The sequence below is a fragment of the Paenibacillus turicensis genome, assembly GCF_017873435.1.
Classification (GTDB): domain Bacteria; phylum Bacillota; class Bacilli; order Paenibacillales; family Paenibacillaceae; genus Fontibacillus; species Fontibacillus turicensis.
The window spans coordinates 568,393-582,776 of the sequence record NZ_JAGGKG010000001.1 but is presented as its reverse complement, the minus strand read 5'-3'; the positions used below and the strand labels follow the sequence as shown (position 1 = coordinate 582,776).

Below are 14,384 nucleotides of genomic sequence, written 5' to 3'. Positions count from 1 at the left end.
GTATTTGGACTTATTTTAAGCTGCTTAGCCTCAAAGTTTGGATTGGTTTTGTGCTGTAAACATCGTATTACAACCTGTATTTTAGTTTCATATGATATCTTGCTTCTTTTAGACACTATAAAAACTCCCATCATGGTAGAAGTAGAATTTTTGTTTTTTCTACTGTCTACTATGATGGGAGCATATCATTAATTCAGTGAACTGCTTCTTTTTCTTTATTAAATAAATCTGCTAGTGTTCTATGTGGCTTATCATTAAGGCTATACAGTAACTGTTCAGCTACTGCTCTACCCAATAAGGGTGGAACTGCATTACCTATCTGTTGATATTGAGAGTCTTTTGTTCCAGTAAAAATATAGTCATCAGGGAACGATTGCAATCGTGCTGCCTCTCTAATACTAATTGCTCTATTTTTCCTAGGATGTATCCACATTGATTTTCTTACATTTACAACGGTATTGCAAACATCAGTATAATCTAATCTTTTATATATTGTATTTTGAGTTCTTTTAGTATCAGTATAGGTTGATTTTAATGAATCATCTAAATCATGAAAATTTTGACCAGGTGTAAGACTTTTAAACCTTTTGAGAGCAGTTTTTGTTGATTGTGTGACAACATGATTTGAAAGAAACTCAACACCTGCGTTTAAATAGTTACTTAATGGATGGTCTAACCATTTGTTTTTTCTAATTTGTGTATCATCTGATGCACTAAAACTAGGGTGGAGTTCTTCAAGATCCTCAATAGCGTATCCAATAGTAAAAAAATCATCTTCAGATAAAATTGATGAAGGAAGTGATGGTTGTGAATTCAGATGTCCAATAATAAAGTATCGATTTCTTTCTTGTGGTACACCATATTGAGCAGAATTTAATACACCATAATCTAATAGATAACCAAGTGATTCAAAAGTTTTTAGTAAATAATCGATAACAGTAAAGGTAAAACCTTTAATGAAAATCCCCTTATCTTTTTTAATGAATGTTGTAGAGTACTCTATTTTTTTCTCAATAATTTCTTTGAATATTAAGGTTATGTTGTGTATTTCTATAATTTGTTTTGCTTGAGCAATTAAATTTGAATTAAATTCTTTGTATTTCTTTTTATATTCAAGACTTATTTTAAAATTTCTGATTAGATCTCTAAGTTCTTTGTAATCGTAATTATTAAAATGTTGATTCCAGTCTGGAAGATACCTATTAAAGAAATTGGAGTTTTTATCAATAAAGTCTTTAACATCTTTGTGTTTATTAGTGTATCTAATAAGGGATTTGAGTTTAGTAATTATTTTATTATCTGCAAACGGACTTAATATTTTTTTTTCATTAAATAAATTTATAAGCTGTTCATTAAAGAAATCTGTGTTGCCAATAAAGATATCTTCTTCTTTAATTTGAACACCTATTGAAGCTATATCCTCAAGTTCACCATTAGTTACGAAGAACTTATGTTTATCTGAACTAATAGCTTTTACATTTTCCATTACAAAAGCAACTGGCTGGATTTCTTTTATTGATCTTACAAACTCTTTAACTAGAAGGTTGTTATTTGAGAACAATTCGCTTTTTTGTCGGTTTGCATTTGAGAACCCCTGACATGGGGGACCTCCAATAATTAAGGAAACATCTTTAAGTTTAGGATATTTTTTATAATTCTTAAAATCAATATTTTTAATATCTTGAGTATTAACTTCTATTCTATGGTTTCGAGCATATGTTCTAGCCGCATTTTCATTAATTTCTACAGCCATTACAGTTTCAAACCTACCAGTTTGGTGAAATCCAAGACTTAATCCTCCGGCTCCAGCAAATAAGTCTAAAACCTTATACTTTTCCATATACTCCACCTTCAGCTTTAATAAAATTGATATTATATAATTATAAATCAATTATGTATAAATGTGCAGCTGTTATTTTATGAGATTCTAAACTAATCTAATTCGTTCATTGTAAAATGAAATGCAACCAGAAGGTATAACAAAAGCCAAGGTAATGCCGATGTAAAGATTAGGTCTGCAAACCAATCTAGACAAGGGGATTACCAATGGCTCACACACATCATACCAAGACGAAGAGAAGCTTTACACATCTAAGTGCAATTGACCGAGGTCGGATTGAAATTCTCCGAAAACAAGGCCATACACTCCAAGCCATTGCAGATGAAATTGGTTGCCATAAATCCACCATTTCAAGAGAACTTAAGCGTGGCAGTGTGTTGCAACGTCGTTCTAATTTAAGAGAACATTACGTGTATTCCCCGATCGGGGTCAGACTGTGTATGAAAAGAATCGTGTCGTTGTGGTGCGAAAATTAAGCTTTTACGTGTCTGTGCCTTCCTCACCTATGCCATAAAGTAAATCAAAAAGGAAGGTTGGTCGCCAGATGCGATTTGTAGCTATGCCAAGGCACAAAAGAAGTTTCATCAGGCTAGCGTTTGCACAAAAACGTTTTACCACTATATTGACCTAGGCTTACTTCCTATTCGAATATTGATTTACCTGTCAAGGTATCACGGAATACAAAAAAACCACGTCTTCGTCAGCACAAAAGAAGCTAGGAGCCAGTATGGAAATACTATTATTTAAACTAATTCCTTATTATAGTAACTAATGATATAATTAACAAAACACCTAAGTTCACTACCCATAAGCTCTTTGTTATAGATGCTGCGGATGTTAATATAGGTGTTTTTATTTTTATCTAAAGGGAGGCTAATTAATGAAATCAGTTTTTGAACCTAGTGAATTGGGATTACTATTAAAAAAGGTTATGTCGCTATTAATCGCATTTTTTCTTATCGCTCCTTACACAGGCAATGTTGCTTCTGCTAATACTGATCTTTCACTTAATAATGCTAAATTTCTTGAGAAAGAAGAAGTTTTACAGATTGTTCAAAATAATTTAGATGGGTATCTGAGTACAGATATTCAAACCTACGGGAAAAAGTTAATAGCTTCTAAAGATTTTTTACCATTGTACGATCTAGATCACAATATATTTGCATATATGGTGCCTATAATTGAGCAAGATCAAGAAGTAGGATACATTACTGTTGGTGCAATCGTAGATGGATATGCAACTTACGAAATTAACATTCAACCTCAGAAGACACTTAGTAACATAAGGGCTATGATGCAGAAAAATGAGGATGATATGAAGGGGAATAATGTTGAAATTGTCTTCATTCCACCTTTTGACTATCTTCTAAAAGTTTCAGATTCAGATGGTAATGATCGATATTTTGATCTAGCCATAGATGATCAAGATGTTACAGAAAAAGTAATTCAAAGAAAAGCTGATCTAGTTGAGGGTTATGCGCGTATTCGAAAACCACAAAACGAAGAGCATATTCAAAGTCTGCTAGAATCGACTTCCTTTACTACTACTGCAGTTCCAGTAGAAAATGTGGCACTAACTATTGAGAATAATTATGGAATGTTCATTCCAGTAGAATACTCCTCTGGCAATTACAGTTATGGTGGAGATCAAGGATGGTACAGCACCTCCACTAAGCGTGAAAGGGGCTGTGGTCCAGTTGCTGCTGCGAATATTACAAATTACCTAGCAAAGATTAAGAATTCTAGCCTATATGGAAATTTGTATGTTGGTAATACATCATCAAAAACCGATTTTGTCTCTCACATGGATAAACTATATTCTTATATTAATCCCGGTTTATTTGGGGAGATTTCAGTAAATAGCTTCAAATCAAGTGTAGAAAAATTTGCAAGTGACCGTGGTGTTTCTTTAAATGGTGTTACAAACTCTTCTTCCTTCACTCTAGATAATGTAGCTAATTATATAAAAGCTGGTCTCAATATTAACTCACCTGTAGCCACACTTAATACAAAGAAGTGGTCAGACTATGAATATGAATGGCATTGGATGACGATTACTAAATATTATCGGGATGGGAACGATAACCGTTGGATTGCTGTTTCTACCTGGGGACAGCGTCGAAGCATTGATTATCGAGTTCACTTTGATGCTATGAAATATGGATATTGGATGGGTGGGGTAATGTATTTTAATTAAGGCGGGACTAGTAAGTACTCTCTAAACAAAGAGCTATCCATTGTTAACAGGAGGTCGGCATCATTGAATAAAGGTATTCCCTTCCTATTTATTTTCCTATTCCTTATAATCGGCTGTACACCCTCCAAGAGTATCTCATCAGAACAACTAACCGATTTTAAACAAAGTATAAGGTCTCAATATAAAGAAATCACTGATTTACAAATTCAAATGGCTCCCACTCGAATAGAGTTTAACTATTTTATTGATAACAATGCAGATAGAGAGAAAGACAAGCAAATTTTCACATTGACAAAAGAGCTTGTTCTTACTGAGGAGTTTCAGAAAACTATAATCGAAGATACTTATTTTAAAAAATATCCTAAGGGTGACCAGCAGTCTTATCCTAAAATCATCATTCGTTTTCACACAGAACAAAAAGAAGAGGCTGATTATGAATATACCTCTTCTTATTATGGACCTGGAATCGAGGGAGAAAAAGATCGACCTATTGATAGCTATCAGACATGGTTTTTTAATGACTTTAAGAAAACGCCAGCCCCTGTAAAACCTTAGTTTAATGTTTATCTGCCCCATGATTGTATGTGATCATGGTTTTTTTTATATCTATAAACTCTTTTATTTTGATCTTAATTAGCATAGCCAGTTCAATTTCACTCCATAAATCCATTGATTTTTAAAATTAAAAGCCTTATCATACTATATGACTATAAATGAATTTTTAGTCATAAAATACCGAGGTGATAATATGGCGAAACGATTTAGCGAAAATGAAAAGAAGGTTATACAGGATAGGCTCCTAAATATAGCTGAAATATGTTGGGGGAAGTACGGAATAAAAAAAACAAGTGTGGACGAGCTTGTCCAAATGGCAGGTATTTCAAAAGGTGCATTTTATTTATTTTATGAATCAAAGGAGCTTTTATTTTTAGATGTTCTTGTACGTATTGACAAACGCATAAAAGATTCATTGCTTGAAGCATTAAAAACATCAAAGGAGTCGAAAAAGCAGGGCTTTATCAATGGAATCAAAAAAATGTTTTTAGAAGTCCAAAAAACGCCATGGATGCTAAACTTGCAAAACGGAGATTATGATCTTCTCATACAAAAGCTACCGGAAGAAACAGTTAAAGAGCACCTAACAGATGATGAATCTGACATCTCATTGATTCTAAAATCCGTTGATATTAATTGTGACACTAGTTTTGTATCCTCCGTGATGAAATCCATTTTTTTTACACAGCTACACAAAAAAGAAATCGGTGAAGAACAGTATGAGGAAGTGACACAGTTCTTTATCGAGAGCCTTGCAAATAGAATATTTGATCGGAGCTGAACCCATGAAATCAATATATAAAATGCCAGCAGGTAAAGAAAAAATACTTGCTATGTATGATAAGCTCCAATCTTCATTAGACGCAAAATTTGAAAGCCAATATATAAATACTCGATTTGGGAAAACACATATTTTAGTTGGAGGTAACGAAGCTGCTCCGCCATTGATTTGCTTTCACGGTGGAAATGTAGTAAATCCAATAACCCTTAAATGGTTTGAACCTCTTTCAAAGGAATACCGAATTTATGCACCAGATACTATCGGACATCCAGGAAAAAGTGATGAAATTCGTCTTAATCCTAGAACAGATGAGTATGCTGAGTGGGTTTGTGACTTTATGGATGGTCTGCAATTACAGAAAGCAAAGTTTATTGGGCCTTCATATGGGGGAGGAATACTTATAAGATTAGCCGCCTATGCACCTGAGCGTATTGAAAAAGCAGTGTTTCTTGTACCATCAGGTATTGCAGGAGGTAGAATGGTGGATATGATTGGAAAAATACTTTTACCCCTTGCTGTATATAAATTATTCCCCACTAATAAAAACTTGTACAAGGCTTGTGAAGCGATGTTTGATGAAGGAATAAATGATGATTTATTATTGCAGATAAAATATGTGTATGATTATGTCCGATTGGAAACTACATTTCCAAAGTTTGCAAATAAAGAGGAGCTAAGCGCTTTTACATCCCCAGCCTTATTAATTGCTGCCGAAAATGATGTGTTTTTTCCTGCAAAACATGTCATCCCAAGAGCACAAAAGATTTTTAATAATCTGAAAAAAGTTATTCATTTAGAAAATGCAAGTCATTTTCAAAATAACAGAAACCTCGAACTTATAATCAAAGAAATAAAAGATTTTTTAACAAATGATATATAACACAAACCAAAAAGAAGAGGCTAATTAAGATTACACCTCTTCTTATTATAAATTTTGACGAGGGAGCAAAAAATCGACCTACTGATCCCTATCAGAGACGGTTTTTTAATGACTTTAAGAAAATTTTCTAAGCTATCGACGTAACCGGATGCTTCACCTTTGCAGGGTACACGTTGTCACCAGTTGCTCTTACAAACAAACCATCATTAATAATCTGGCTTTTGAGTTCAATACCCTTATAATCAGGCGTGAAATGGAAGGTGGCTTTTACCGTATCATTACCGCCAATTAGAGCTAAAATATGTTGAATGGTGTTTTCATTCATTTCATTAATGCTAATAATATCAAAGATGTCCATGTGGTTATTTTCCTTGCTAAAAATCGCAATGACGTCTTCGTTTTCTAGGTAATAAATATGATCACAAAACACGTTTAGGCAATAATACATGAGAATACCCTTGGTGTTATTTGTTCCGAAACGCTGAGAGACAGGTAATCTTTGTGATGCAAATTTAGTAATTAAACGTAAGTCCTCTGGTTGGCTCACGTCTAGTTTTCTAATGCCAGTCTGCTCATGTGGGTTTGGTGTAAGGTTCGTAATGTTTTTAAAGTTCTTTGTAGAATCCAATGGGAAGTTGATTGAGAATATATGCTCTTCTACAGCTTCAAATCCAAATTTTGGATAAAACTCCAGCACGGTTTCATTGGCAAAGAGATACATAAAATCAACCTGATTCTCAAATTCCTCTATCACCTTGTTCATTAAATATGCAGACAACCCTCTTTTTTGATAGTCGGGATGAGTCATGACGGTTCCAATTTGGATTGCTTTTTTCTTCTCTCCATTAATCACTAACTCCAGCACGTTAACTGAAGCATTTGCTATAACCTTATCTCCCTCAACAAATGAAAAAGGTATGTATCCTTCACCCCAAAAACCTTGCTCATACCAGTCCTCAAAGCTTATATCAAAAGTACTCTTAGCGAGCTCAAAGAAACTTTTTCTAAGTACCTCATTGTTTTTATAATTCGTTACAAATGAAAATTCCTGCACGATTTTTGCCCCCTTAATTTTCTGTTTTGTTTTCTGTTTGGTTTTGGTATTACCTTCTGTATATTAACTAGTTTATCTCATACTTACTAGGTAAAGTATGATTATATTTAACAATTTTGATTATTGTAGCCAATCAGATGATCGATTTGCATCACGAAATATTATAATGTGAGCTATGTGTTAGCTAGCTCAATCTCCTTCTGGCGAAGCTTTTTTATATCGTTTATACTTGTAAAGTCAGTTTAATTGAGGAGTTGTCTAATTAATTATGAATAAAAAAGAAGTAGCACATATACGCAAGCAGTTTAAGTTGGATCACGATTTATTGCATATTTACGATATTCTTAACGTGTATATTATGAAGGAAACAAACGAGGTCTATCACTGGGAGCGCCATCCGTTTGAACTGGTAGATCGCGAGAAGCAAGAGCTATACATGGGTAATTTTAAAAAATTGCTGATGGGTGAATTGGATCAGAAATTGTTTGAACTGAAATTCCAGGAAGCGGCTGAGGAACCAGCTCAGGTGTTGCTTCACCAGGCACTGGCAACAGGAGATCCGGAAGAATGGCAGGATTTAATGATGCTACTAGTAGAACGAATGTTGGTGGATGCTAAATTTGAACGGGATATGGTGGTTACATTCATACGTGGACAATATTATTTGCCTACCCATGCTAGAAATGAAGCGACAGAAGAAAGCGAGAAAAATGAAGTGTTTGCCCATCCGTTTATTTTGTGCAGCGTGAATTCCACGGAGAAGCAGCGGAAAACGCTTTTGTTTGATTACGTGGAGAGAGAATTCAAATACAACGTAATTGTAGATCCTATTATCAAATTAAGCACTCCAGAGCAAGGGTTTCTGTACCCTAGCGTGACGGACAACTACTCCGATGTGAATCGTGTTTTATATTGTACAGGAAAATCGAATTTCCCAGACCCACATTTTGTTGAAAATGTATTGAATGGAGAAAGATCCGTGACCGCACTGGAAGAACGGGCGATCTTCGAAGATATTGTGAAGGAAGTAGCTGGTGAACAACTCGACTCGTCTACCATTGCACATGTGTATGAGGAGATCAACCGTGTTATCGAAATTAATGAAGAGTCCAAGGAGGAAGAACCTGCGAAGCTGGATTATAGAGATGTGGAACGTGTTTTGACAGCAAGCGGCGTGGACAATGTGACAACAGAGAAAGTCGAACGTGCATTCGAAACCATCGTTGACAACAAAAATTATGAGATGAAAGCGACCAGTGTTTTGCCGAAGTTTACGTCTAAATCTATTAAAATTGAAACCAAGGTGGCTACAATTTCGGTTAGCCCACAAGACCTGAGACATGTGAAACAGGTGAATTATCAAGGTAGACGTTGCATCATGATTGAAGTGGACGAAGATGTCGTGATCGAAGGTTTTACGCTCAATACAGAAACTTTGTGAGCTGATTTTTTTAGATGTGTGTTTCTCAATGACAACATATGAGTGGATTCAAAATTGTTTGATGGATAGCAAAATCAATCGCACAATAAGCAGAGTACTCTGACATTCAGGGTACTCCTTTTTGTACTGTGACACTGTTTCAAACTCAAATAAGTAGGATGTTACCCCAAAAAGTATATTCCATTCCTGCACTTGCCCGTTATAATGGTGTTAATAGAGGGGACGGGGGAAGGGGAACACAACCGACATGGGATTAAAATCGATATGTAAGCGCATTCAGAGAATTGGGCAAATTCATCATATTCACTTTCAGGATGATTGGAGTTTAAAAACAAAGCTGTACTTACTATTTATTTTTTGTGTGTTGATCCCTGTGCTGGCTACAAATGCTGTGTTTTATCAAAGTATTAAAGGGCAGATTGAGGCAAAGGAGCAAAGCCGGATCAATGAAATGCAGCAACGGATTCGCTTTAATCTACGCAACAGTCTAGACAATAGCTTATATGTATCGAATTTTTTATATACGGATGCAACACTAAATCGGTTTATGGAGTCTACCTATCGTAATCAGGAAGATTACTATCTTGCCTATTACGATATGCTGGGTGGCAACAATCTAGTTCGCTATTATTATAGCTATCAGCAAGTGAATCAGGTGACGTTTTATGTTGATAACGAAACTTTTGTGAATGGTGGCAACTTCATCAAGCTAAATGATGAAATAAGAAACAGTGAATGGTATCAAGCGCTGATGAACAGTGATAATCATATGATGATCTATTCTTATTTTGACAAACAGCAAGCAGAGATGTCACAAAGCCAAGGTGGGCGGAAGGTCAGCATCATTCGCAAATTAAATTATTTTGGGAAGCAGAAGGTAGAGAAGGTATTAAAGGTTGACCTCGACTACGCCTTTATTAACAAATCGCTAAAAAATGAGGGCGCAGGCGGGAAAATTTACATCGTTTCAAATGATCGCATTATTTTTTCGAATGATACAAGAATGAATGAGGCAAGAAAGCCGTATAACTTCATGTCCAGCATTGGGATGGATACGGAGCAATCCATAGAATCTATGCCTATCGTATCTGAGGACTGGCAAATTATTTTGCGCGGGGAGAAGCTGGATTTCTTGTCCGAAATTATGGACTCCAAGTTTAATCTAATGTTGCTTATTATACTTAATTTACTAGTGCCCACCCTGCTCATTTGGCTCATTTCCAGATCACTTGTGCATAGAGTAGATCGAATAGCGAAGCATCTGGATCAAGTGAAGCAGGAGAAATTCGAGGTCATCACAGGACCAGTAGGTAAGGATGAAATTGGGAGTCTAACTCATAGCTACAATATGATGGTGCTCAAAATTAAAAATCTAATCGAGATTGTATTTAAAGGACAGGTTGAACGACAAGCACTTGAGCTTTCCAAGAAACAAGCTGAATTAAAGGCGCTACAGAGTCAGGTTAATCCACACTTTATGTTTAATACGCTGGAAACGATTCGTATGCGGAGTCTGATCAAGGAGGAGCATGAGACCTCTGACATTATTCAGAAGCTGGCGCTACTGATGCGGCAGACGATCAATTGGGGCAACGATCTCGTTACGATTCAGGATGAGATTACGTTTGTAGAAAGTTATTTGGTGATTCAGCAATATCGCTTTGGTGAGAAGCTACAATTTGTGATTGATGTTGCAGAAACGGACATTTTGAAAATGAAAATTCCAAAGCTAACCGTATTAACCTTTGTAGAAAATGCCTGTATTCATGGCATTGAGGGTAGTATGAACGATGGTGTGGTGGAGGTTAGTTTTCATAAGCAAAACGACCAACTGCATATCATGATACGAGATACTGGGGTTGGCATGGAGGAAGACAAGCTAGTTTTGCTCCGCAATCTGATGCTTGATCCAAGTCTGGAGCGACTTAGCGAACTAAGTAGTATCGGTTTTATGAATGCGTATATTCGGCTTCGCATGTATTTTGATGACAGTATACAGGTGAACATAACTAGTGAGAGGTACAAAGGAACAACGATTATGATACAGATACCTCTTATACAAGCATCTTAGGGATAAGGAGTAATAATATGGAAATGATCAACGTGTTGATTGTGGATGATGAGCCATTTATTCGCCAAGGACTTGTTTTGTTAATCGATTGGAACGCGCTTGGATTTCAGATTTGTGGTCAAGCTTCTAATGGAATACAGGCACTGGAGTGTATTGAGAAAGTTCAACCAGATCTCATAATTTCAGATATTAAAATGCCAGAAATGGACGGCTTACAGCTCGCTAAGGTTTTATATGAAAAGTATGACGGCGAGATGAAGCTAGTGTTACTTAGTGGGTTTTATGAGTTTAAGTATGCCAAACAAGCAATTAAGTATAAGGTCAATGATTATATTCTTAAGCCAATTGTTAAAGACGAGTTACTTCAAGTGCTGACAACATTTAAAAAGGTTTTTCGAGAGAGAGCAGAAGAAAAGCGACAGCAGAAAAAACAGGAGCAACTGGTGTTGGCTCAGCATGTACAATCGCTCCTGCTTGGAACGGGAAATCGTGATAACGTCGCCAGTGTACAAAGCCAGTTCGGTCATGCGAATAAGTTCCGATGTATCATGATCGAAACGGAGTCAGGAAGTGAGCAACAGCAAGCGCAGTGGTGTCTACAGGTAGAGGCATTAGTGAATCAAAATGCTAGAGGACATGGACTTAAATCGTTCACTGGCGAGAAAAACAGGGTGTACCATATTGTAACCGATCTGTTGCTAAAGCGTGAGGGGGGATCGCTCCAGCAATACGTTGCCCAATTGTATACCGAGTTGAATGTGATCGAGGGATCAATGGAACCAACGGAACGGATGGAAGCAACGGGATCAAGGGGACCAGAAAAATCGAGGTCAGGGGTTGCCATGTATGTGGGTAAGGAGGTCAGTCGACTGGAGGAGCTACACGAGTCTTATTATTCTTGTAATAAGATCAAAAGCTTGCGTTTCTTTAGTGCATATGGACCGATCTACTATTTTGAGCAAATGGATACGACCGTTTTTAGTCATCAGCCTTCGGGAAAAGAAAAACAGCTTTTTGATGAACTCATTAAGGCAATTGAGGAATATCGTACAGGGAATATTCGCAGTCATGCGCAGGCCATCTTTCAATTTTTTTTAGAGGAACGAATCGAGCCGGGTATTGTGGGCATCCATCTTCATTATTTGGCGTACTCATTACTTGGGCTTGTTAATACGGACGAAGCCTCTGATCTAAACCCAGATGTAGAATGGATGCAATCCACGTTTCTTCAGGAAAATTATGCGATGCTGTCTATGGAAGAGAACATCAATAATCTGTGTCAATTTTCATACAAATGTGCTGAAAAGCTTAAGGAACGGCAGAAGTGGAATGCGATGGGGGTGCTTGCCCAGGTTGAGGCTTATATTCGCGAGCATTACATGGAGAGTATTAGCTTAAAGCTGCTAGGAGAGCAATTTTACATGAACAGCTCGTATCTAGGGCAGATTTTTAAAAAGCATTATGTTAAAAGCTTCAGTGATTATTTGAATGAGATCCGTATTGAGGAAGCCTCTAGACTACTCCGTAGAACAGATTACAGGGTATATGAAATTGCCACCATGGTAGGGTATCGGGATTCTGATTATTTTATTAATCGATTCGAGAAAATCAGGGGAGAGACGCCAGCCCAATATCGCAAAAGGGCACAAGCGTTATATACTTCAGATTCATCAACCTGCACTCCATAAGGGGGAGCAGGATTTTTATATAATTAGGTTGTGTCTGAAAAGTCATTACTACCTAGAATTATTGGGATTGTGTCTATAATTTGTCCTGTTGAGGAGTGTGCGTAACAATGATAATTTTAAATCAGCCTTTAGAAAGCGCTTTCTAAGGAGCTTCTGATCACATACTTGGCTGGAGGGGTCATGATGAAAAAGGATGTCAGAAAAAGATTTAGGCAGTTAATTTTATTGACTTTAATGCTTACGATCGTGCTTGCTGGATGTTCGTCGGGAACAAAACCAGCGGCTGAGAAAAGTGCTGATGGCAAGGAATTGAAGCAATTTTCCGCATTTTTTGCTGTACCAGGTAAGATTGCACCTGATGATAATCGGGTGATGAAAGCGATTGAAGAAAAAACGGGTGTGCGTGTAACGATGGATTGGCTTACGGGGCAAACTGCAAAAGAAAGAATTGGGGTTTTAATCGCAGGTGGCGAATATCCAGACTTTATCGATGGTAGTGATGGCACGCAGCAATTAGTGTCTGCTGGCGCACTCGTGCCACTTGAAGACTATATCGATAAATATCCTAATATCAAAAACTATTTAGGTGAAGACTGGAAAAAAATGAAAAACTCGACCGATGGTCATATTTACTTCATTCCACAATTCGGAAACATTCAGGGTGAATCGATGGAAGTGACGCATGGTGGAGAAGCGTTTTGGATTCAGAAAGCAGTGTTAGAATGGGACAATTTTCCGACGATCAAAACGTTGGACCAATATTTTGACTTGATTGAACGTTATAAGGAAGCACATCCAACGATGAACGGTCAGCCAACGATTGGCTTTGAAATTATTTCTTACGACTGGCGTTACTTCGCACTGGAGAATCCACCGTTATTCCTAGCTGGACATCCAAATGAAGGTGCCGCTATCGTTGATAAGGAAACGTTAACTGCGAAAAACTACAATACAATTCCAGAGGCGAAAGCTTATTTTAAAAAGATCAATGAAGTATATAGTAAAGGGCTAGTGGATACGGAGACATTTACAGCGAACTATGATCAGTACATTTCTAAAATTTCAACAGGACGTGTATTAGGCATGGTCGATCAAGGATGGCAGTTCCTTGATGCAGAGGCCTCCCTTGTGAAGCAAAAGCTGTTTGACAAAACGTATGTACCATTGTCCATTACTTTATCTGAAGATGTGAAGGGGCGTTACCGTCATAAGCCGATCCTGAACGTGAACGGTGGGCTTGCAATTACGAAGAGCTGTAAAGATGTTGAGGGAGCACTTCAATACATTAACGATCTGCTTGACCCAGAGATTGAAGTTCTAAGAACATGGGGACAAAAGGATGTAGATTATCAAGTGGATGATAAAGGTATATTCTCTCGTAACGAAGAGCAACGTGCGAATGCGAAGGATCCTGACTGGGTACTTGCGAATATGGGCAGTCCACTTGTCTATTTCCCACACCATGAAGGGATGACAGCAGACGGTAAAAACGCATTAGATCCAAAAGAGCAACCCGAAGAATACCTTGCAACATTAAATGATATTGACAAAAAAGTACTCAAGGCTTACGGCTATACCAAGTTTACTGATTTCCTAGAGCCTCCTACAGATAATGAACCTTGGTTCCCGATTTATACGTTCAACTTTGAACCTAATAAACCAGAGACGATTGCTAGACAAAAGATGGATGATGTAAAACGCAAATGGCTACCTAAAGTCATTATGACGGCACCTGCCCAATTTGATCAGGCATGGGAAGAATATCAATCCACATTGAAGCAAAGCGTAGATATTAAAGCTTATGAGGATGCGCTTACTGAAGAGGTTCGTAGACGTGTAGATTTATGGGGTTAATCAGTTGAAGGTCAGAGTAAAGG

General features: G+C 37.0%; 10 protein-coding genes and 1 pseudogene. 9 read left to right on the top strand and 2 right to left on the bottom strand.

Features of this window, described 5'->3' with window-relative positions:
* Positions 1-193 precede the first annotated feature (193 nt).
* On the bottom strand, positions 194-1,840 hold the full coding sequence (locus J2Z32_RS02380; protein WP_210087518.1) for a DNA cytosine methyltransferase: 1,647 nt from the start codon (positions 1,838-1,840) through the stop codon (positions 194-196).
* Positions 1,841-2,046: 206 nt separating this feature from the next.
* Here J2Z32_RS02380 and J2Z32_RS22685 point away from each other — a divergent pair.
* The 5 genes and pseudogenes from J2Z32_RS22685 to J2Z32_RS02355 all read left to right on the top strand — a co-directional run.
* Positions 2,047-2,553, top strand: a pseudogene (locus tag J2Z32_RS22685) (transposase); the annotation flags it as partial.
* A 167-nt stretch (positions 2,554-2,720) separates the two neighbouring features.
* Positions 2,721-4,037: a hypothetical protein gene (locus J2Z32_RS02370; protein ID WP_210087516.1), complete on the top strand. Its 1,317-nt coding sequence runs from the start codon at positions 2,721-2,723 to the stop codon at positions 4,035-4,037.
* Between the two features lie 63 nt (positions 4,038-4,100).
* The gene (locus J2Z32_RS02365; protein ID WP_210087515.1) at positions 4,101-4,592 is read left to right on the top strand and encodes a hypothetical protein; all 492 of its coding nucleotides are present in this window, start codon (positions 4,101-4,103) and stop codon (positions 4,590-4,592) included.
* 148 nt (positions 4,593-4,740) lie between these two features.
* Positions 4,741-5,373 carry a TetR/AcrR family transcriptional regulator gene (locus J2Z32_RS02360; protein ID WP_210087514.1) on the top strand — a complete coding sequence of 211 codons (633 nt, stop codon included), beginning with the start codon at positions 4,741-4,743 and terminating at the stop codon, positions 5,371-5,373.
* Positions 5,374-5,377: 4 nt separating this feature from the next.
* Positions 5,378-6,253, top strand: a complete 876-nt coding sequence (locus J2Z32_RS02355; protein ID WP_210087513.1) for an alpha/beta fold hydrolase — start codon at positions 5,378-5,380, stop codon at positions 6,251-6,253.
* 127 nt (positions 6,254-6,380) lie between these two features.
* Here J2Z32_RS02355 and J2Z32_RS02350 read toward each other — a convergent pair whose 3' ends face one another.
* On the bottom strand, positions 6,381-7,307 hold the full coding sequence (locus J2Z32_RS02350) for a GNAT family N-acetyltransferase (RefSeq protein ID WP_210087512.1): 927 nt from the start codon (positions 7,305-7,307) through the stop codon (positions 6,381-6,383).
* Positions 7,308-7,575: 268 nt separating this feature from the next.
* Between J2Z32_RS02350 and J2Z32_RS02345 the strand changes: the two genes are divergently transcribed.
* From J2Z32_RS02345 to J2Z32_RS02330, 4 genes are all read left to right on the top strand, one after another.
* Positions 7,576-8,748, top strand: a complete 1,173-nt coding sequence (locus J2Z32_RS02345; protein WP_210087511.1) for a DUF4317 domain-containing protein — start codon at positions 7,576-7,578, stop codon at positions 8,746-8,748.
* 247 nt (positions 8,749-8,995) lie between these two features.
* Complete coding sequence (locus J2Z32_RS02340) at positions 8,996-10,819, top strand: sensor histidine kinase (RefSeq protein ID WP_210087510.1); 1,824 nt, start codon at positions 8,996-8,998, stop codon at positions 10,817-10,819.
* 17 nt (positions 10,820-10,836) lie between these two features.
* On the top strand, positions 10,837-12,507 hold the full coding sequence (locus tag J2Z32_RS02335) for a response regulator transcription factor (protein ID WP_210087509.1): 1,671 nt from the start codon (positions 10,837-10,839) through the stop codon (positions 12,505-12,507).
* A gap of 183 nt (positions 12,508-12,690) precedes the next feature.
* Entirely contained in the window at positions 12,691-14,361 is a 1,671-nt protein-coding gene (locus J2Z32_RS02330; protein WP_210087508.1) for an extracellular solute-binding protein, read from the top strand.
* Positions 14,362-14,384 lie beyond the last annotated feature (23 nt).

Coding starts and splice junctions, on each gene's coding strand:
- J2Z32_RS02380 (WP_210087518.1), bottom strand. CDS start 1,840: ATGGAAAAGTATAAGGTTTTAGACTTATTTGCTGGAGCCGGAGGATTA.
- J2Z32_RS02370 (WP_210087516.1), top strand. CDS start 2,721: ATGAAATCAGTTTTTGAACCTAGTGAATTGGGATTACTATTAAAAAAG.
- J2Z32_RS02360 (WP_210087514.1), top strand. CDS start 4,741: ATGACTATAAATGAATTTTTAGTCATAAAATACCGAGGTGATAATATG.
- J2Z32_RS02355 (WP_210087513.1), top strand. CDS start 5,378: ATGAAATCAATATATAAAATGCCAGCAGGTAAAGAAAAAATACTTGCT.
- J2Z32_RS02345 (WP_210087511.1), top strand. CDS start 7,576: ATGAATAAAAAAGAAGTAGCACATATACGCAAGCAGTTTAAGTTGGAT.
- J2Z32_RS02340 (WP_210087510.1), top strand. CDS start 8,996: ATGGGATTAAAATCGATATGTAAGCGCATTCAGAGAATTGGGCAAATT.
- J2Z32_RS02335 (WP_210087509.1), top strand. CDS start 10,837: ATGGAAATGATCAACGTGTTGATTGTGGATGATGAGCCATTTATTCGC.
- J2Z32_RS02330 (WP_210087508.1), top strand. CDS start 12,691: ATGAAAAAGGATGTCAGAAAAAGATTTAGGCAGTTAATTTTATTGACT.